The organism is uncultured Rossellomorea sp., assembly GCF_947488365.1.
Classification (GTDB): Bacteria; Bacillota; Bacilli; order Bacillales; family Bacillaceae_B; genus Rossellomorea.
This window is the reverse complement of record NZ_CANKZT010000001.1, coordinates 70316-88719: the sequence shown is the minus strand read 5'-3', so window position 1 is coordinate 88719 and position 18404 is coordinate 70316. Positions and strand designations below refer to the sequence as shown.

Annotated in this window: 26 protein-coding genes; 7 read left to right on the top strand and 19 right to left on the bottom strand. The window is 38.9% G+C overall.

Translation table 11 applies throughout. The features are described from left to right. The first annotated feature begins 375 nt into the window (after window positions 1-375). Entirely contained in the window at window positions 376-771 is a 396-nt protein-coding gene (locus Q1B03_RS00500; RefSeq protein WP_299737006.1) for a sporulation protein, read from the top strand. A gap of 52 nt (window positions 772-823) precedes the next feature. Here Q1B03_RS00500 and Q1B03_RS00495 read toward each other — a convergent pair whose 3' ends face one another. Beyond that, entirely contained in the window at window positions 824-1558 is a 735-nt protein-coding gene (locus Q1B03_RS00495) for a nucleotidyltransferase domain-containing protein (protein WP_299737004.1), read from the bottom strand. A gap of 140 nt (window positions 1559-1698) precedes the next feature. On the opposite strand from Q1B03_RS00495, the gene Q1B03_RS00490 reads away from it, so the two are divergent. Continuing rightward, window positions 1699-2169, top strand: coding sequence for a hypothetical protein (locus tag Q1B03_RS00490; RefSeq protein WP_299737002.1), 471 nt, complete (start codon window positions 1699-1701; stop codon window positions 2167-2169). A 39-nt stretch (window positions 2170-2208) separates the two neighbouring features. Here the strand turns inward: Q1B03_RS00490 and Q1B03_RS00485 are convergent, their stop codons facing one another. The 5 genes from Q1B03_RS00485 to Q1B03_RS00465 all read right to left on the bottom strand — a co-directional run bounded on the left by Q1B03_RS00485 (window position 2209) and on the right by Q1B03_RS00465 (window position 4288). Continuing rightward, window positions 2209-2607 (bottom strand): HAD family hydrolase, encoded by a 399-nt coding sequence (locus Q1B03_RS00485; protein WP_299739538.1) that lies wholly within the window; start codon window positions 2605-2607, stop codon window positions 2209-2211. A gap of 18 nt (window positions 2608-2625) precedes the next feature. Then, on the bottom strand, window positions 2626-2934 hold the full coding sequence (locus Q1B03_RS00480) for a hypothetical protein (protein ID WP_299737000.1): 309 nt from the start codon (window positions 2932-2934) through the stop codon (window positions 2626-2628). A gap of 15 nt (window positions 2935-2949) precedes the next feature. Beyond that, window positions 2950-3120 carry a tRNA U-34 5-methylaminomethyl-2-thiouridine biosynthesis protein gene (locus Q1B03_RS00475; RefSeq protein ID WP_299736998.1) on the bottom strand — a complete coding sequence of 57 codons (171 nt, stop codon included), beginning with the start codon at window positions 3118-3120 and terminating at the stop codon, window positions 2950-2952. 18 nt (window positions 3121-3138) lie between these two features. After that, window positions 3139-3342: a hypothetical protein gene (locus tag Q1B03_RS00470; protein ID WP_299736995.1), complete on the bottom strand. Its 204-nt coding sequence runs from the start codon at window positions 3340-3342 to the stop codon at window positions 3139-3141. 307 nt (window positions 3343-3649) lie between these two features. Then, the gene (locus Q1B03_RS00465; RefSeq protein WP_299736993.1) at window positions 3650-4288 is read right to left on the bottom strand and encodes a hypothetical protein; all 639 of its coding nucleotides are present in this window, start codon (window positions 4286-4288) and stop codon (window positions 3650-3652) included. A 233-nt stretch (window positions 4289-4521) separates the two neighbouring features. On the opposite strand from Q1B03_RS00465, the gene safA reads away from it, so the two are divergent. Beyond that, a complete protein-coding gene (gene safA / locus Q1B03_RS00460) occupies window positions 4522-5151 on the top strand; it encodes a SafA/ExsA family spore coat assembly protein (protein WP_299736991.1) in 630 nt (209 codons plus the stop codon). A gap of 162 nt (window positions 5152-5313) precedes the next feature. Here safA and Q1B03_RS00455 read toward each other — a convergent pair whose 3' ends face one another. Further along, window positions 5314-5949: an FMN-dependent NADH-azoreductase gene (locus Q1B03_RS00455; protein WP_299736990.1), complete on the bottom strand. Its 636-nt coding sequence runs from the start codon at window positions 5947-5949 to the stop codon at window positions 5314-5316. Between the two features lie 195 nt (window positions 5950-6144). Then, window positions 6145-6567 carry a DUF1801 domain-containing protein gene (locus Q1B03_RS00450; RefSeq protein ID WP_299736988.1) on the bottom strand — a complete coding sequence of 141 codons (423 nt, stop codon included), beginning with the start codon at window positions 6565-6567 and terminating at the stop codon, window positions 6145-6147. Between the two features lie 234 nt (window positions 6568-6801). Here Q1B03_RS00450 and Q1B03_RS00445 point away from each other — a divergent pair, with 234 nt between their 5' ends. From Q1B03_RS00445 to Q1B03_RS00435, 3 genes are all read left to right on the top strand, one after another. Further along, entirely contained in the window at window positions 6802-7521 is a 720-nt protein-coding gene (locus tag Q1B03_RS00445) for a DUF3784 domain-containing protein (protein WP_299736986.1), read from the top strand. A 288-nt stretch (window positions 7522-7809) separates the two neighbouring features. Then, entirely contained in the window at window positions 7810-7947 is a 138-nt protein-coding gene (locus Q1B03_RS00440; RefSeq protein WP_299736984.1) for an FbpB family small basic protein, read from the top strand. Continuing rightward, window positions 7947-8342: a sporulation protein gene (locus tag Q1B03_RS00435; RefSeq protein WP_299736982.1), complete on the top strand. Its 396-nt coding sequence runs from the start codon at window positions 7947-7949 to the stop codon at window positions 8340-8342. Before Q1B03_RS00440 ends, Q1B03_RS00435 begins: the two co-directional genes overlap by 1 nt. A 40-nt stretch (window positions 8343-8382) precedes the next feature. Here the strand turns inward: Q1B03_RS00435 and Q1B03_RS00430 are convergent, their stop codons facing one another. From Q1B03_RS00430 to Q1B03_RS00380, 11 genes are all read right to left on the bottom strand, one after another. Next, window positions 8383-8514 carry a hypothetical protein gene (locus Q1B03_RS00430; RefSeq protein WP_299736980.1) on the bottom strand — a complete coding sequence of 44 codons (132 nt, stop codon included), beginning with the start codon at window positions 8512-8514 and terminating at the stop codon, window positions 8383-8385. A gap of 11 nt (window positions 8515-8525) precedes the next feature. Then, window positions 8526-8948 (bottom strand): N-acetyltransferase, encoded by a 423-nt coding sequence (locus Q1B03_RS00425; protein ID WP_299736978.1) that lies wholly within the window; start codon window positions 8946-8948, stop codon window positions 8526-8528. Between the two features lie 7 nt (window positions 8949-8955). Then, window positions 8956-9093, bottom strand: a complete 138-nt coding sequence (locus tag Q1B03_RS00420) for a hypothetical protein (protein WP_299736976.1) — start codon at window positions 9091-9093, stop codon at window positions 8956-8958. A gap of 62 nt (window positions 9094-9155) precedes the next feature. Next, the gene (locus Q1B03_RS00415; RefSeq protein WP_299736974.1) at window positions 9156-9620 is read right to left on the bottom strand and encodes an N-acetyltransferase; all 465 of its coding nucleotides are present in this window, start codon (window positions 9618-9620) and stop codon (window positions 9156-9158) included. 298 nt (window positions 9621-9918) lie between these two features. Beyond that, window positions 9919-10122: a hypothetical protein gene (locus Q1B03_RS00410; RefSeq protein WP_299736972.1), complete on the bottom strand. Its 204-nt coding sequence runs from the start codon at window positions 10120-10122 to the stop codon at window positions 9919-9921. 339 nt (window positions 10123-10461) lie between these two features. Beyond that, a complete protein-coding gene (locus tag Q1B03_RS00405; RefSeq protein ID WP_299736970.1) occupies window positions 10462-11730 on the bottom strand; it encodes an MFS transporter in 1269 nt (422 codons plus the stop codon). A 99-nt stretch (window positions 11731-11829) separates the two neighbouring features. Then, entirely contained in the window at window positions 11830-12453 is a 624-nt protein-coding gene (locus Q1B03_RS00400) for a winged helix-turn-helix domain-containing protein (protein ID WP_299736968.1), read from the bottom strand. A gap of 539 nt (window positions 12454-12992) precedes the next feature. After that, window positions 12993-13862: a cation diffusion facilitator family transporter gene (locus tag Q1B03_RS00395; RefSeq protein WP_299736966.1), complete on the bottom strand. Its 870-nt coding sequence runs from the start codon at window positions 13860-13862 to the stop codon at window positions 12993-12995. A 208-nt stretch (window positions 13863-14070) separates the two neighbouring features. Beyond that, the gene (locus Q1B03_RS00390; protein WP_299736964.1) at window positions 14071-14625 is read right to left on the bottom strand and encodes a hypothetical protein; all 555 of its coding nucleotides are present in this window, start codon (window positions 14623-14625) and stop codon (window positions 14071-14073) included. Between the two features lie 453 nt (window positions 14626-15078). After that, on the bottom strand, window positions 15079-16764 hold the full coding sequence (locus Q1B03_RS00385) for an acyl-CoA dehydrogenase family protein (protein WP_299736962.1): 1686 nt from the start codon (window positions 16762-16764) through the stop codon (window positions 15079-15081). An 82-nt stretch (window positions 16765-16846) separates the two neighbouring features. Then, on the bottom strand, window positions 16847-17233 hold the full coding sequence (locus tag Q1B03_RS00380) for a MerR family DNA-binding transcriptional regulator (protein WP_299736960.1): 387 nt from the start codon (window positions 17231-17233) through the stop codon (window positions 16847-16849). Window positions 17234-17409: 176 nt separating this feature from the next. Here Q1B03_RS00380 and Q1B03_RS00375 point away from each other — a divergent pair, with 176 nt between their 5' ends. Further along, complete coding sequence (locus Q1B03_RS00375; RefSeq protein WP_299736958.1) at window positions 17410-18366, top strand: nucleoside hydrolase; 957 nt, start codon at window positions 17410-17412, stop codon at window positions 18364-18366. Window positions 18367-18404 lie beyond the last annotated feature (38 nt).

Here is an 18404-nt window from a genome sequence, read left to right as displayed (position 1 = left end):
ATGGCACATGGGTTTTTTTCTTTTTCTTCTTTTCCTTCAATTGAATGACCCCTTCTTAAGCTAGTATTTTACCAAAATATGATAATGTTCTAGTCCTATTTTATAGAAATTCAGACTATATTTCTACCTCTTTATGGAACAAATTCCAATTTATATACTCATTAGGGGTATGATTCATTTTCTGGAGAAAAGTGTGGGGAATGGATGCTGGGAAATACTATAATACTTATAAAAATTCGCGAAATATGTCGAAGAAGGATTATAGACAAGAGGGCTTCTTTTCTTTTAGAATATAGTCGTAGAAAAGGTGAAGAAAAGTGAAACCAAAGCTCTCCTAATTGCGTAGAATTGGTAACTAGATGAATGAGAGGTTGAATGACAGTTATGTTCAGTAAATTGATGTGCAGGTTCGGTATAGGTGCAACAAAGATTGATTTGGTATTAAATAAGAAAGAGTTTCGCCCGGGGGACGTGATCAAAGGAGAATATGAACTAACTGGCGGACGTGTTGAGCAGAAATTGAAAAGAATTGAAACAGACCTTTTGCAGTATGATCAGAATCGTGATCACTCATCTGTCCTTCATCACAATACCATATTAAGCTCATCAACGATGAAAGCAAACGAACAACGCACCATTCACTTTTCGTGCAGACTTTCAGATTCATTTCCTCCAAGTAGTGACACAGTCTCTTATAAGTTCGTCACCCGACTTGTCTTTGACGATGGTGTAAACAGTGTCGATCATGATGAGTTTCAGATTTTAGTATAACGATAGTTTAATCATGAGCCCTTCTTAGCAGAAGGGCTTTTTAGTTGAATCCTTATCCCTCATTCTTGCCTAATGTAAACCCATCAAATAATCTCCCGCCGTGTGGTTCTAATACCGAATTTACTAATCTAACAATTTCTTGTTTATTCCCATTACGGTAAAACTGTTCGAACGCCTCTACATATTCATCAGCAAAGTCTTGATCATATTCCTTTAGGGATCGAACAACCCATTTCGATGCACCTATCCAGCGACCATTTGTCCTGAGTACAAATTCATGCAGGGATTCCCCTAATGCTCCCGCAATAAAAATACCTTCCCCTCTATTTGTTGAGCCAATAAAATCATCCAATGCATCTGTAATGAAATATCTCTTCATATGGATCGTCTGAATAGTCCATTTTGGAGGTCCGTCCCTCAAAAGTTTATTTGCTTCTTCTTTGAGGGTATGGATGATGCGATGATCGACGATGGGAATTCCTTCTGAGACCATTCTCGGCAGGGATGGGCGGGCTCGTTGACAGTCTGATTGGAAATAGTCTCGGATGGTTTTTAAGTTATGGACAAAGGCTTCGATTGGCCAGCCCTGTGCGATAAGTGATTCCCGGAATTCTGAGGAAGTAGTATCGTCAATGATGACAATATCTAAATCGGATGTGCTTGTCTCCTCTCCCCTTACAACGCTGCCTCCAAGAAGTGCTGCCTGACAGGTTGGAAAGTTTTCTAGAACAAAATTCAAAGCTGCTTCATTCGCAGGCAGTCTTTCCTCTGGCTTTCTTACATTCATTACTTACAACTCCCTCCGATTAAGTGGTAATGAGTATAGTATACTTTATTTTTCTCAGGTTTATAGGAAATCTAATCCAAATTACCTCGTTTTCTCCACTCCTTATTTGGGAATAATGAGTTCAAAAGGAGGAATATCTTGTGAAGAAAATAAATGTATTATCTGTCATCTTAGTAAGTAGCTTTCTGTTTGCGGGTTGTGGAGCCTCTGACGACAATCAAGAGACAGATAAAATGAAAGATGCAAATGAACCTAAATCCGAGACAACATCCGGGGATGGTGCTTCAGAACAACCTGCAGCTGAAGACCTAAAGTCAGGTGTGAGTGATACTCTTCAAGCCGTTGAGGAGTTAAATATGAGTCTTACAAATGCTTCAAGTGATGCAAAAAAGGTGAATGAACAAGGAATGATGGTTGAAGAAAAATGGGATGAAATCGAGAAGTTGGTCGAGGAACAGTATCCTGAGGATTATAAGAATATAGAAGAAAGCCTGTATCCTTTAATTGCAGAAGCAAAAAAAGATGAACCTGATACTGAATCCTTAAAAGGATTGGTACAGGAAACAAAGAGTAAGATGATGAAATTTCAAGAGAAGCTCGAAACGTCATAAAAATATCGAGGAGTCGAATGAGCAAGCTTATTCGACTCCTTATTGTTTTATTGAATTTTTTAAACCGATCAAATGTCTTAACATATAGTCAGGCTGTTCTTTTTGTGGACACTCATACTCATACTTGTTTATCCATAAAGTATCTAAGCCTAGCGATTTCGCCCCTAAGATATCCGTGAAATAATTATCTCCTATAAAGAGGGTTCTATTAGCAGTACTCCCGAAAACATTCAGGGCATATTGGAAAATTTCTATATTTGGCTTCGAGAACCCTAATTTTTCCGAGACAATAACGGAAGAGCCTGGAAATATACCGGACAGCCCAAGACGGTCTACCTTTTCAAAGGCATTAAACACGGTTCCATTTGTGACAATTCCCAACCCCACACTGTAACTCAATTCAAACAAGAATTCGTTCAACTCCTGATAAGGTTTGATACGATCAAGGTAAGAGGATTAAAATATTTTCACGAATTTTAGAGAGATTTCCTTCTCCGCTGAGACGTTCAATTCCTTAAGAGTGTTCTTAATTCTAATTAATGAAAATTCATGAAAATTTAACTCGTTGGATGAAAACCTCGGCCATAAAAGATGATTATGCTTTGTAAAGGTTTGGATGAATTCAGAGTGGCCGATTTCCTGTAAGTAATGAAATTGCTGGATCGTATCTACTAATCCATTTTCAAAAGCCTCTGAGTGATCAAACAAAGTATCATCGAGGTCAAACAATAATAAATCATATTGTCCAAGATCTAGATGTTCCATACAGTTACACTTCCCTTACATTGATTCACTAATTTCTTCTTTTTCTTTTTTTCGACCTATGCTGTACCCAATAACCAAGCCAATAATTAGGATAAAAAGATAATCCGTTTCAAATCCGTTAGTGAAAAAACCTGTGATCCCCCATCCTAAAAGTGCACCGACAATTACGAAAAAAAGTGATTTCATATGTATTGACCACCCTTTTTAATAGAATCCAACCATTGTAAGCAAACCTACCCCAAGAACGGTTGTTAAACCACCTGTTACGATTGCAATGAACACTATTCGTTTTTGTTTTGTTTCATACCAAATACTAAATGCAACCACGAGGGTGAGCATTATTCCAAAGAACACTGCAGCATACGGGTTGGAAGGTGCTAATAAATCATTCCAATTTAACCAGGTCATCTTGTCATCTCCTTAGGAACTAATTTTGTTTTACCTTTACTACTAATGTTCACTCTATTTGTGTCTTCGATCAGAGGAAGCAACCCTAGTCCTGTGATGAGTCCCGGTGCCAGTAGTATGTATATGATTCTATTCGCAGAGAGTGCCGCCATTAGGCTATTCGTAGATTACAATCCACAATTTCTCTCCTACAGTGGCCAAGTTGATCACAAATGAAAATCGAGACGTTTTGGTTGCTGAAGAAAATGGAAGGAACCCGAGGAAATGTCTTGGAAAATGTCAGTATTCTTTCTGTTTATGAGTAACGTTATACATTCTTAGATACTGGAGTGTGGGATGCTTCTCTTATGCTCTCCACTCCATGCTTTTCTAATAATGTTAGAATGCGATCCAATTGTACCTGATCTCTAACCACTACAAATTGAGGCTGGAACCATTTCTTTTTCAACTTCACCTCTAATTTATAGCCATGATTGATTTTGTCATCGAGGCCGTAAAGCTCGTGCCACTTAATGATCTTATCTACTTTATACCCTTTCACCCTGGCCCATTGAACATAGTATCCATTGAGTATAAGTCCCTCATGTAACAAATAAAAATTCCCGCGGTGTTTAATGGAGCTGATCAAAATGAAAAAGAGATGGACGATACTAAAAATAGATTGATGAAACATATCGGTCCAGTATACAACCGTTAATAAAACAGTTAACAGGCTAATGACACCTACCGTTCCCCATTTCACCCACTGATAAGATTTTGTTTCCTTTGTTAAAGGCTGCATCACCTTGAACTCGCTCGGTATAACAATACTGTTCATATCTTCCTGGCTTGTTGGAAATTGGGCATTGCCTGCTTTTTCTGCAGCATATTTTAGGTTTAATCGAAACCGAATAAGATACACGATTCCGAGGATGAAGATAACGATGAAGAATAAATTGATCCACATAATGAAGTCCCCCTTTGAAATGAACGTGGGAAGAGTTACTATCTTTCCTTTCTTGTTTTACGATCATATAAAGGAAAAGGTTTCAATTTTTTCCAGTATATCAAAAAACTAATTAAATAGTCACCGTCTTTAAATTCTAGTAAAATTTACTATTTGCTTATTTATTGGGTTTTATAGAAGGGTGGTAACAACTACCTGTTTCAAAATTAACAGAATTATATTTCAATAGAACTATGAAAACTTTAAAACTTTTATCTATCTTATTGTTGTCTGTCACTTTTGTCATTGGTTTTGGTCAAGCTTCTCAGGTTTCCGCAGCAGGTACGTATACTGTGAGCTATGGAGACACAATGTGGAAGATTGCCGTAAAGCATCAGGTGGGTGTATCTGAGTTAATCTCGGCAAACCCGAATGTCAGCAACCCAAACATGATTTATCCAGGACAAAGCCTTATCATTCCAGGAGCAAATCGTACCGCTGAAAGCTATACATACGAGGTGGTGAAACTAGTAAACCAGGAACGATCAAAAGTCGGTTTACCACCACTGAAGGAAAATTGGGAATTATCACGTGTGGCACGTTATAAGTCAGAAGACATGATTGCGAAGAACTATTTCAGCCACACATCCCCAACATACGGATCTCCTTTCCAAATGATGAAGGATTTCGGAATTTCCTATCAAGCAGCAGGTGAAAACATTGCCGCTGGGCAAAGAACACCTGCCGAAGTAGTTGAAGCATGGATGAACAGCGAAGGACACAGAAAAAATATCCTTTCTCCAACTTATACAGAAATCGGAGTGGGTTATGTGAAGGGTGGATCGTACGGTCATTATTGGACGCAAATGTTTATAAAGAGATAAAGCTAAGAGACCCTCTATCATTATGGAGGGTCTCTCTTTTTTTAGCTTTTGAGAAGAACCTCTATTCTCCCTTATGTATGCTCTCATACGAATTTAAAGTGAAAATAGTATCATTTTTACATAATTAAAAAAGAGCCAACCGTAGTTGACCCTTTCTTACAATTAGAAAGTTTGTGCTAAATCCTTTGCTCTTGCAATCGCATTTGCTTTGATTTCTTCAGCTTTGTCAGGCATTGCTGCGTGACCTTCGACGAATAAGCCTTCGAATGAAGGAACTCCGTAGAATTGCATCATCACGTCAAGGTAGCGGTGCCCCATTTCCATTGCTGCAGCTGGGCCTTCAGAGTAGATACCTCCACGAGCTTGAATATGAAGAGCTTTTTTGTCCGTCAGTAGCCCAACAGGTCCCTGTTCTGTATATTTAAATGCCTTCCCTGCAACAGATACAGAGTCAATATATGCCTTCATTACTGGAGGAAAAGAGAAATTCCAGAATGGAGTTACAAAGATATATTTGTCTGCGTCAACAAATTGATCGGATAGTTCTCCAAGACGCCCTACTTTGGCTTGTTCTTCTTGAGAAAGCTCTTCAAATCCTTGACCGGATTGCAGTTTCCCCCAACCACTGAACACGTCAGCATCAATTTGAGGAATGTTTTCTTTGTACAAGTCCACGTTCACAATTTCATGCGTCGGATTTGCTTGTTTATATGTGTCAATAAATGCTTTTCCTACTGCCATGCTGTAGGATTGTGTATCATCATGCGGATGTGCTGTAATGTATAAAACCTTTGTCATGTTGAATCGTCCCTTTCTGATTGTGAATTCATCATCCAGTTCAATGACATTACCGTTATTGCCTCGAACTGAAATAGTTTTAATTCGAGATTAATATTATAGGATATTTTCTTTAATATCAAATATAAAGCTTCAACCTATAAAAAATAAGGAATTAGTCATGGTATTTAGACTAATTCCTCCTGATTATCCTGTTTATGGATTTGGGTACGTTTTTTGTAGAAACCTCACCGATTGGTTAATCAATTGTTTCAATACTGCTTGGTCGATGTCTGCTACTTTGTTTATGTACACGCAAGATTTACCTGTTGTATGTTTACCGAATGAATTCAATACCTTTTCCCTCTCTGGATCCCCAGGGGCGAAATATAGACTTATTTTCGCTTTCCTCGGTGAAAATCCGACTAACGGAGCATCCCCTTCGTGTCCTGTTTTATATTTGTAATGATAAGAACCGAACCCGATAATGCTTGGTCCCCACATTTTTGCTTCAAACCCCGTCGTCTCTGTGAAAATATCCAGCAAATTATAGGCATCCTCGCGTTTTTTAGGGTTCTCTACTGCTTCGATAAATTCGATCACACTGCTGTCATTTTGTCTTGTTTTCAATTCATACATTCGACTGCCCCTTTCTGATGCTCTCATTTTATTCTAACCACATAGTTCTCTATTTTCCATCTCGATTCCTGCATCCAGCGTTAAGTTAAGCATTTAATATGCACGGAATTGGTTAATCGAAAATGAGTTTATTCGTCAATACTTGATTTATCGTCCGAATAACACCGAATAATTGAAACCATATCAATATAAAATCGTAAATATACTAACGATAAACTGAGTGGAGGAACGTGAATGGGAATCCTGATTGGGATTCAACTAATGGTTATTATTCTTTTTTCATTATTAGGTTGGGCGATCCGAGCCCAAAAAAATTATTGGCTGATTTCGGGTTTTGTGACGCGGAGTAGGACAGAACAAGAAGAGTTGATTAAAAATGGCTATCCCAAAAGGACCGGGTCTTTATTGATTTATACTGCGGTCGGAATGCTTATCCTTCTTCCCCTTGCTTTCACCTCTTTTCCATTTGTAATAGAAGTTCAATTTGGTTTTATGCTTGTCTTCTTAATGGGGGGGTTAGTATATCTATCCAAATTTGAGGTTTCAGGCAAAAGGAAGAGAAGTTTCTGGATTAGTTCTACTTTGTTTGTGGTTGTTTTAGGATTTGTGAGTGTTCTCACTTATCTCGGGTATGAAAAATATGATTTGATCGTTAAGGATGAGGAATTTGAGGTCACTGGTTTGTATGGAGAAGCGTGGCAGCTTGAAGAGGTTGAAACGGTTGAGTTTATACAAGATATGCCTGAAGTTACCTGGAAAGTCAACGGATTCGGTCTTTCCACCATGGCTAAAGGACAATTTAAAGTGAAAGGTTATGGGAGAAGCTTGTTATTTATACACAAGGAAGCTCCTTATATTTATATAAGGGTGAATGATCAACATATCTTTTTGAATGGTGAAAACCCTGGAGAAACCAAGAAGTGGTATGATGAATTGAATGAAAACATTGACTAGGTAACGGGATATAAAATCCCTCCACTTCACCCCGATATCCAAATTCATTGACAACCCTCCATCCATCGATTATGATAGTCTCATAATTTAATATTCTCCTAAAGGGGAGTAGCTGTAACAATAAAGTCGTCATTACAGAGTGTATCACTCTCGGCTTTATTGACAACCATGTTGTTAGCGAGACCTTTACCAGTTGGTGAAGGTTTATATATGTCCAAAAAAGACCTTTACCAATTTCGGTAACGGTCTTTTTCTATATCACTTCACTTTGAAAGGAAGTAATGGACAATGAAAAAATTGAAAAATAACCTTTCCCTATTAATTGAACAAAATAAAACTGAAATTCTGAATGATAAAAATGAGATGAAAAAAATCGAAGAAAAAATAGATCAAAGATATACCTCTACAGAAAAGGAGAATGCATAATGATACTACGTAAATATATGTCGTTACTGGGTATAGGCTCTGCAAAAATCGATCTCGTTTTACCGAAAACCTCTTTTAAGCAAGGAGAACTCCTGCATGGGTACTTCTTTCTGGAAGGTGGAGTCATCGAACAAAAGCTGAGGCGGGTCGAATGTGATTTGGTGATGCTTGATAATAACGGTAAAGAAGAGAAAATCATTGATTCTACCACTGTACTAAAATCAGACATTATTCAAGCAGAGGAGTGTAACAAACTCTCCTTTACGTATCGAATTCCAGAAACTCTCCCTTACTCTGAAGAAAACGGCGTTCGCTACCTCTTCAAGACCAAGCTGACATTCGATCAGGGTGTGGAAAGCTTGGATGAGGACTATATTACAATTGACCAAAGCTGAAGAAGAAGGCTCATAATGGTGAGCCTTCTTCGAATAAGTATCATTTCTCTTTAATTTCCTCGAGAAGTTCAATAATTCTTTCATTCTGCTCAATCATGGTTTGATTTTGCTTTCTGAATTTCGTGAAATCAAATGAATAGATTAATAGAAAAATGGCTAAAATGATAACCACTCCATGACCTCCTATTTCCTTTGTTTATAATAAACAATCTCCGGGTCCCCAGGGTCCAGGTTTTCAATCATCCCACTTTGTGAATAGCCGTTAACTTCAAATATTCTCTGCATCTGCCGGTTTGATTGATTAGTAGACGAGAAAATTTTATCTGTCCGCGCAATTTTTTCAACATGCTTCAATAGTAAAGAGGCATTCCCCTTTCTTCTTTCCTCCGGTGAAACAATGATGAGAGAGACGAAAGTGTTATCGAAAAAGTGGGTGTTAAATATAAGAAACCCGGCAGCAGTCTTTCCATTTCTAACAACTAAACATCTCTTTTCCAGTATTGCTTCCTTGATTTGCTCCTGTCTGCTTTCGCTTCCGATCACTTGACAATCAATTTGTATAAGAGATGCTAAATCGTCTATATGCGCATATGCTACGTTTCTCATGACGCTCCTACTTTCTTTTCATTAAGAATAAGGAAATGAATACGATTACCAGGATTAGTACAACCATTCCAATGATTAGTATTCCGGTATTTCCAATAAAAAAATAACTGTCTTCATAACTGAATGTTTCACTTGATGCAGTCAAGTTGCATGGCCTCCTTTACATAGAAAAAGACACCGGATTGGAGTGGTGCCCTTTGTTCAAACTTAAAGAGACTTTGACATCAAGACATTGGTCACTTTGAACCCTGAATTCTGGTACAAGGAAAGAGCTACTTTATTATGACCAAATACATGGAGCGCTATTTTCAAAATACCTTTTTCCCTTGCAAGTGAGTCCAGGGACTTTAAGGCTTCTTTACCATATCCCCTTCCTCTTTTGCTTTCATGAATCTTAATATCATAAATGAATGCTTCTTTACCGTCCTCCTGTACGTTAATCCATAAAGTCCCTACGTCTTCCTGATTGTCACCATCAATTAAAGTAAACAAATAATGATCCTTAGACTCCAGTCCATCCGGCAGTAATTGATTAAATTCGTTTTCAGCCTGTTCCAATGAAGTTTCCTTCTGGAAGTTACCGGCTTTCGTCTTTTCTTCTGCGTATTCTTTAATAGAATCTTGAATCCAAAGAGTATATTCATGGTCTTTCATTGGTTGTAATAGAATCATTGAATGAGTGCCTCCCCTTTTTAAACTATTTCCAGCGGTTCCTGATTTCCCTTACTACAGTCTCAGGACGGTCCCAATGCAGTAGAGGAGTGGTTTCGGGGATCGACTTTACCTCACCCCTGGTTTGCTTCTTGAAAATGGCCCCAGCGCTATTACGATTTTCCTCCATGCTTTGGGGAAGGGTTTAATAATCGAATGGAATCGTCTAGTTTGTAATAGATATCCTCTGCTTCATCATTGGTGGTCATCTCCTAAGTATTGCATTTGTCGTTAGGAGCAAAAAACAGAAGGAAGCAATTTAATCGCCTCCTCCACCACCGCCTCCACAATCCCCACCGCCAAATCCGGTGTCGCAGCTGCCTGCTGAATCATGGCCTCCATCATAAGGACCATAATAGCCCCCATCCCCACTTCTGTCACCTCTTCTTGATGAACGGGTAAGATTTAAAGCAATCAATATGGAGACGATCGGGATTAGAACAATGAATAATATTCCTGCCATGTTCATCACCTCTTGCTATTGTATACGATTTTCAGCCGGATTAAGTTTCGGATTATTTAGAATTATTTCAGGTGAACTTTGAATGATCATATGGAAACAGCGTTTTTCCAACTCAGATAAAAAAGGTCCTTGTCCAGAGGTGAAATCTTAACACTCCCCCAAAACCCCATTTGTTAAAAGATTTCAAGGGCATCTCTGAATGCAATGTGAATAAACATTGAATATACTATTCTTCTAGTTTACCATTATCATCCATTACATTCACGTGACAGGAAAGTATTTTATCATATAAAAACATCCCTCCCCATAGGAATTCTTTGTGGAGGGATGTTTCTTTTATTAAGATGGAACCGTTGCACTCTCATCTGCCAAGCCTACTTCCTCTGGATTAAGCTTTGAGGTGTGTGGAAGGGAACGTAAGGTTTTGTTTAAGATCCATACGAGGGAGATAAATAAAATCCCACCAGCACTACCGATGTATACAGACGTGCTACTGAATATTTCAGCAAGGTAGCCGCCAATAAGGGATCCGAACGGCATCGCCATAGCCCCCAGGGATGATGTGACAGAGAAAATTCTACCGAGCAGATGCTGTGGAACGATTGATTGAAGAGCGGCCCCCATGATGACATTGGTGGCCCCGATTGGAATCCATGATAATCCGAATAATATAATGCTTAAGCTATTCATAGGAATAAAACCTGAAATCATCCAAGTAGTTCCACCCAAGAAAAACAATACAATCGTAAGCTTTCCTAACGGATAGCGCTCAAACCAGGATGCCCCAATTGCTCCGATTAAGGCACCTCCTGAAATGGCTGCTAAATAAAGACCATATAGTTCAGACCCACCTCTGTCATCGGCAAATGCCGGCAAAATGGCATAGACGGACCCTATGGCAAAGTTTGCTACGATTGATCCCAATAAAAATTTTGCAAGATGGGATTTGAATACGATTGTAAAACCTTCAATTAGATCTTTCTTGTATTCCGCAAAGGCTACGCCTACAGTTTGTTTTTCTTTTGATTTTGTTACGGATTTCATTTTGAGAAGACTGAACAAAATGGCTGCTGCAATAAATGTGACAACGTCGACCATATAAAGGGTGATGGCACCAACCAAGGTGATAAGGATTCCGGCAAGGGCATTGAAGGCAAGGTCGACCCCCTGAAAGGCAAAGGAAAACAGGGAATTACTTTTGACAAGTTGATCTTTTCTGACGATTCTTGGTAGGATGGCCGCCTGACCAGGGTAGGTGAATTGATTAAGAGCAGAAATGATCGGCATGAGGATGAGGATGAATGAAACAGTTAAGAACCCCATAAAATGTGCCAATGGGATAAACATAACCAGGATTGCTTGAATGATTTGGGTTCTGATCAGCATTTTCTGAATCGGCCATTTATCAACCAGGGGACCCACGAGAAACTGTAATGTTCCTGGTAATAATGTAAGGAATCCGGCTAACCCTGTGTAAAAGGCACTTCCTCCCAGCTCATAAACTAGCCACATGGCAGCCACGTAATAGATACTATCCCCCATATTCGTCACCAATCTCCCAAAGAACAATGAGACAAAATTACGGTTTTTCATTAATAATTCTTTCATTCTAATTTCTCCTTCAGACTGTAAATTTTTTTTAACCGTCTATCCAAAAAATATTCCTGAACAGTAAAATAAATTTTACCGTTTGTCTAAAAAAAACCATTAACGGTCTTTTTCTTCTTTCATTACTCTATTTTCAAACTCAGATTCATTAACTTGGAAACCATAAGCTGTAAGATAGTAATGGTTGGCTTCTGGATTCGATTGATTATCTTTTGCTATGTCTTGATATTCTTTTATAAGCTTGAAATATCCATCAATAAAAGACTTAAATTGTTCTTCTGTCACTTTTAATTCTAAGGAAGTGGCAAGAATATTCCATTCAGTCGGATCTTCGGGACCTGCTTGATCAAAGGCTTCTGGTGGTGCTGATAATACTCTTGCCATTGTCCTGTCAAGCATTCCATACATCATATGCCTCTTCGTCTCGGTAATTTCTTCTTTATGTGGAAGCATGCTTGAATCCGGATAAAAACCACTTGCAACAGATTGATAAAATTTTTGGACGATGCCATTCTTTTCTTCAGTTTTAACAATTTCGATCAAACCGAGTTTCTCTAATTCTTTTAAATGATAATGAATGCGAGCTCTTGAGAGATCGAATATTTCAGATAACTGTTGACCGGTATAGGGTTTTTCAACTAATCGAATCATAAGTTTGACCCGAAACGGATCGCTGAGTGCTTTGAGTTGATCATATTCTTTAATGATGAACATTGGTTTCATTTTGTATCACCTGTTATATGGATTCACACGGTAAAATTATTTTTACCGTGTGAATGAATTTTAACACCAATTGGTTATTTTATGCAATAGGTGTTTTACCTAATTTTCAAATTAATTGTTTTTTCTGTTTGGGAAATGTATTTTTAGCCGGACAGACTCAACTATTTTTTTAGTGCTGGTTCGTGATTACTAATTCATTCAGGAGTTTTTATTTCCAGAGGCTGGGACAAAACTAAATGCCACGATATAACAACGAACAATAGAAGTGTAGGGTCTTAATACCGCTAACGATTTCCGTGCAAGACTACGCTTTCCGCGGGTAGCCCGTGAGCCTCCTCGGCAAGCCTGCGGGGTCTCACATAAGCTACTTTTCCCGCAGGAGTCTTCGTCTTGCACTCCAATCAACCGCTGGACACAGCTAAAATCAAATGTACCGAAATAAATAATAAACCCGAATAAATCTGTCCTGTAGGAAGCAGATTTGTTCGGGTCTTACTTAGACTAAAACACTTTGTCCGAGCCTCAATTCCTTCTACCTTTTAATTAGGCTCTACATGGACATGCACATCGTACACTTCATGCTTCTGCATCAATTCTTTCTCTACAACACTTGAAATATCATGTGCCTGTTTAATATCAAGTGTTGACCTTACTAAAATAACCACATCCACGACAGTATTGCTCCCGTAGTTTCTCGCCCGTATATCCTTAACCCCTTTTACACCTGGGATGGTTTGAATAGTCACTTCGTAAGTTTCAATCAATTGTTCATCAAACCCGTCTGTTAAATAGTGTGAAGCTTCCCGGAAAATATTCCATGCGGTTTTACAAATTAAAAGGCCTACAAAAACGGCCGTCAGAGGGTCTAACCAAGGAAGGTAGAATTGAGCTCCAAGAATTCCGACTACTGTTCCGATACTCACCCATGCGTCTGAAAGATTATCCTTTGCAGCAGCCATAAGGGATTGGCTGTTTATTTTTTCAGCCAATCTTTTGTTATAGCGATAAACCAGGTACATGACGATAGCTGCACCCACCCCTGTCCATGCCGAAAGAAGATCGGGCGATTGAGTTTTCCCGTCAAATACAGACTGTATGGCATTATATAGTACTTGCAGCCCTACAATCATCATGATGAATGAAGCAATTAGAGAGGCAACGCTCTCTGCTTTCCAATGACCATATGGATGATCCTGATCTGCAGGCTTTCTTGAATATTTCAGTCCAATAAGAACAGCAACAGAAGCCACAATATCTGTCGCATTGTTCAAGCCGTCTGCCTGCAATGCTTCTGAATTGGCTGTGGTGCCAATGATGAATTTTATTATTGATAATACGATGTATGCAAGGATACTGATGATAGCTCCGCGTTCACCCAATTTTAACTGCTTATATTTTTCTTGATCCACTAGTTAAATCCTCCACACTTTAATTGTGCTTATCATATCAAGCCGTATTCATGTGGGTCTATAGCAACCTTCTTTAGTTCAGCTATCTTATTATGAAGAGGTTAAAAATGTTTTGTTGAGTAAACTTTTATGAACCCATAAAAAAATAGGACTGCGAGTGCAGTCCTATTTGGTTTTGGAATTGTTGATTCCTATGAATCTTTCGGTTTTAATCTACAATATCAGCTGAAAAACTAGGTTTTGTTAAGCCTGCTTCTTCATAGATAGCGGCCATTTTTTCTTCGAATGCAGCGAATTGTTCCTCAGATTCTGTGTATTCGGCATTCGCTTCATCTGAAAGATTGGCTGCTCTGGTTTCATACGATTTAGCAAGGTCATCTAACGCTCCTTGGATTTCTTCTTTTTTAGAATCAAGTGCGGCAGGAACTTCAAGAGCATGAACGTCTTCTGCTACAGATTTAGCGGCTGCTTCTGCATCAGTTTTCAGTTTTGCAATTTCTTCATCAGATGGTTTATCTTCTTCCTTTGCTTTAGCTTCTTCAAATGCATAAATAGCCGAATCATTCGCATTTACCGTGTTGATAATCTCCATTTGATAGTCTAATAGAGCGCTTTTCATTTCCATCTCATCTGACTTTGCTTCTTTCTCTGTTGCTTCAGTGTTCGTTTCTGTGTCTTTTTCTTCGGTACTGCCTTCACTGTTGCAGGCAGCAATAAATAAACTCATAGATAACAAGAAAAATGGTACCAATAATTTTTTCATCATCATTTCCTCCCCTTTTAATGAGATCCTGCAATTACATATATTACCTTATTTTATTTCATATGTAAACAAATGGATATTATTTTGTATTATTTGTTAATAACTCAATTTCTGTCGGATTGGTTAGTTACCATAACATTATTATAATAAAATATTTTTGGTTAATTTTTTCTTTGCGTGTTATTCAGTCAATATCAGAAATCGCGATTAACAGATGTTCTAAAAAAGTATGATATAAGAACATTCACTAATCCCAACCTCAATGTATTAAAATTAAAGTTTTGGTTACGATGATTATTAACAAAAGTCATACCGGGGGTGCTTTTCTTGGTGAAAAAAGAGTGTTCATGTGAACGCTGTAAGTGTAAGACGAAAAAAGAATGTGATTGTCCTTGCTGTTGCGAAAAATAATACAAGCCCCTGAACTCTTTCGAGCTTAGGGGCCAATTATTTTTACACTCGTATATTTACACTAACAATATCGTCAAAATATCGAACTGATTTCATCTCTTCATCAATCCATTCGGTTTGGTTCCATGTATGCTCGATAAACACTTCAGCTACCATTCGCTTCCTATCTCCACCCATAGTATGTGCATCCTTAAGTGCGATGACACTTTCGAATATATTGGCCATTAACTCAGCGATTCGTTTTGAATGATACGTTTGCATGTCGACGTCCCCTACTGCTACTTTTTCCAATAATTGTTCTAGTTTTGCTATCCCTTCTGTAACTGGGGTGCTAAACAACAGAAGCTCTTCCGGCAAATTGGATAACTCTTCTTTCATTTTCACCAAAAAGTATTCATGAGCGCGATGTTTATTCATTAACCTTAATACTTCAAGTCCCAAAATATTCGCTGTTCCTTCCCACACCGTCAATACCTGGGCATCCCTAAGTAAGCGAGGCAATACAAAATCTTCGATGTAGCCATTTCCTCCGTGCATTTCAATGGCTTCGTGGGAGAAATGAATCGCTTGTTCAGCTGATTCCTTTTTCAAAATCGCAATAAGTAATCTGTTTAGGACTGACTCTTCTTCTGTCGTCGGGATATCTTCTGATACAACGCGATCAAACAAATGAACGAGACGAAATACTGCACTCGTTTCTACCTCCTGCTTGGCTGCAAGACGAGACAATGATTCTTTGATCATCGGATATTGGGTCAATGGCTGACCGAATGCTTCACGGTAGAATGCATAATTTCTTGCTTCTAGATAGGCTCTTCTCATGATTCCAATCGAGGCAACGGCATTGCAGACGCGGGAAAGGTTCAATGCCTCCATCATATAATAAATGCCGCGATTCGGTTCTCCTACAAGATAGGCTTCAGCTCCATCGAATTCCACTTCTGCTGATGGGACCGCCCGGACACCCAGTTTATCTTTCAACCTTCTAATGTGAATGCCATTTAGTGAACCATCATCGTTCCTCCAAGGAACCGCAAACAGACTGAGTCCTTTCGTTCCATCGCCAGCACCATCGATACGGGCAAGCACCATGGTCACTCCGCACATCCCAGAGTTGGATGCAAAATATTTTTCACCAAAAAGCTTATAAGTATCCCCACCATGTTTGACGGCTTTTGTATCGTTGGCACCGACATCGGAACCCCCTTGACGTTCGGTTAAGAATGTAGCCCCCTCGTATAATTCAACTTCACCTGTTGAAAGGACATGAGGCAGGAATCTCTTTTTCACCTGATCGGATGCGTATTTTTCAAGGAGCAGGGCAGTAGCCATGGAAAGGGTCACAGGACAATAGAAACCAGGCTCTGTTTGTGATAATAGATAGCCTTGTGCATAAGAATATACATAGTTTCCTTTATGCCCGAGTGCAGGAATGTCCTTATGGATATAACCTACTATTCCCTTGTTATACGTTTGTTGCACCGTTTTCTTATATCCTTCATTCACCCAGATTTCAGAAATTTCTTCTCCCAATCGATTGTATTTGATCAGTCTTGGCTGCCCTTCACGGTCGGTGTGCATGGCCCGTTCATCAATTTCCCCCGCACATAATTCACCGAATTCGTCCAGCTCTGGATCAGCCCATTCGAGGAAATCTTTGTTCAGATAATGCTTCATGAGTTCCTTGAAATGAGGATCCTCCCGATAGAAGTTTTCAATTTTTTTCATGATTTCACCTCCTGTATTTCATCGCGCAATGCTTGTAGCATAACCTTCCCCGTCGAATTTCGTAAAAATAATCGTGAAAAATTCAATCTGATGTTTCCCCTGTCGCATTTAATTTTATGGCAAACTCATCCCTAAGTTCTTCCATCTCGGTTCTCATGGCTTCAAGCTCTTCAATAAACGTTGTCACCTCCTCGATTCGTTTGTTTCCATATTCAATCGTGCGTTCTAACTGCTTCCTTCCGGTTCGGTCCTGATCAAATAATTGGATCATTTCTTTGATTTCATCCAAGGTGAAGCCGAATCGTTTTCCCCTGAATATCAATTTCAATTTCGTGATATCACTCTTCGAATAGATTCTCCTTCCTGACTCGCTCCTTGAAGGTTGCAACAGATTTAGCTCCTCATAATACCTTATCGTGCGTGTCGTTACGTTAAATTCCTTTGCCAGCTGAGTTATCGTGTATGTCATAGTAATCATCTCTTTGTTAGAAAATTTTGATACTTCAAGTTTACCATTGACGTTAACGTAAAGTTCAACCTGTTTTAAAAAAGTTTTTGGTTCTTTGGGAGGGGTACCTTTATACATAATCATAATACTGTTTTCCATATACTAGTAATGAATATTGCAGAGGTGGTGAGTGAGACATGCAGAAGGTATTGTTATTTGCGGATATAGGGATCGACGATACCATCGCCTTGATCTATTCTTATTTGAGCGAAGAGATTGAACTGGTCGGGGTTGTTGCTGATTATGGAAATGTGCCAAGATCCCGTGCTGTGGCAAGTGTTCACTACCTTATGAACCAGTTGAACCTTATAGATCAGATTCCGATTATTGGCGGAGCAGAGGTTCCGATGACTGCAGAACAGCCTAAATTCTATCCTGAAATACATGGAGAATATGGACTTGGACCAATTAAGCCTGGTCTTTATGAAGGAATTATTGAAAATTTCTTTGAGATTATAAGATTGATAGAGAAATATGGGGATGAACTGATCATTGTAAATGTCGGAAGGTTGACATCCCTTGCGAATATGTTCATCTTATACCAGACTCTTATGAACAAAGTAAAAAAGATCTATCTTATGGGCGGAGCGTTCTGGGTACCCGGAAATGTAACGGCGGTATCTGAAGCAAACTTTCATTCCGATCCGATTGCAGTTAAGATTGTTTTGACATATGCGAAAAATCTTACCATCATCCCTTTAAACGTAACTGACCATGCCATTGTAACCCCTGAAATGGTTGATTACATCGAGTATAAAGGTCGATCGAAGCTTGTTAAGCCCCTGTTGGACTATTACTATGGTTTTTATAAGAAGAGAAATCCATTGATTAAAGGTAGCCCGGTACATGATGCTATCACCCTCATGTCGGCAGTCAATGATGACATGTTCACGTTTCGAAATCTACCCGTTCATGTAGTGACTTCAAGCACCGGCATCCACCGTGGACAAAGCATTGCTGATATCAGACCGTATATTCAGTTTGAAGAAACAGCCAAAAAGCATCGGATTGCCTTTTCGTTCGAGTATGAGATGTTCTTCGCACGATTTATGAATGTGATGACCGGGGAATCATTTGAGAGAAAAAAGGAATGATCTCTTCAGAAAGAGGTCATTCCTTTTAGGATTTATCA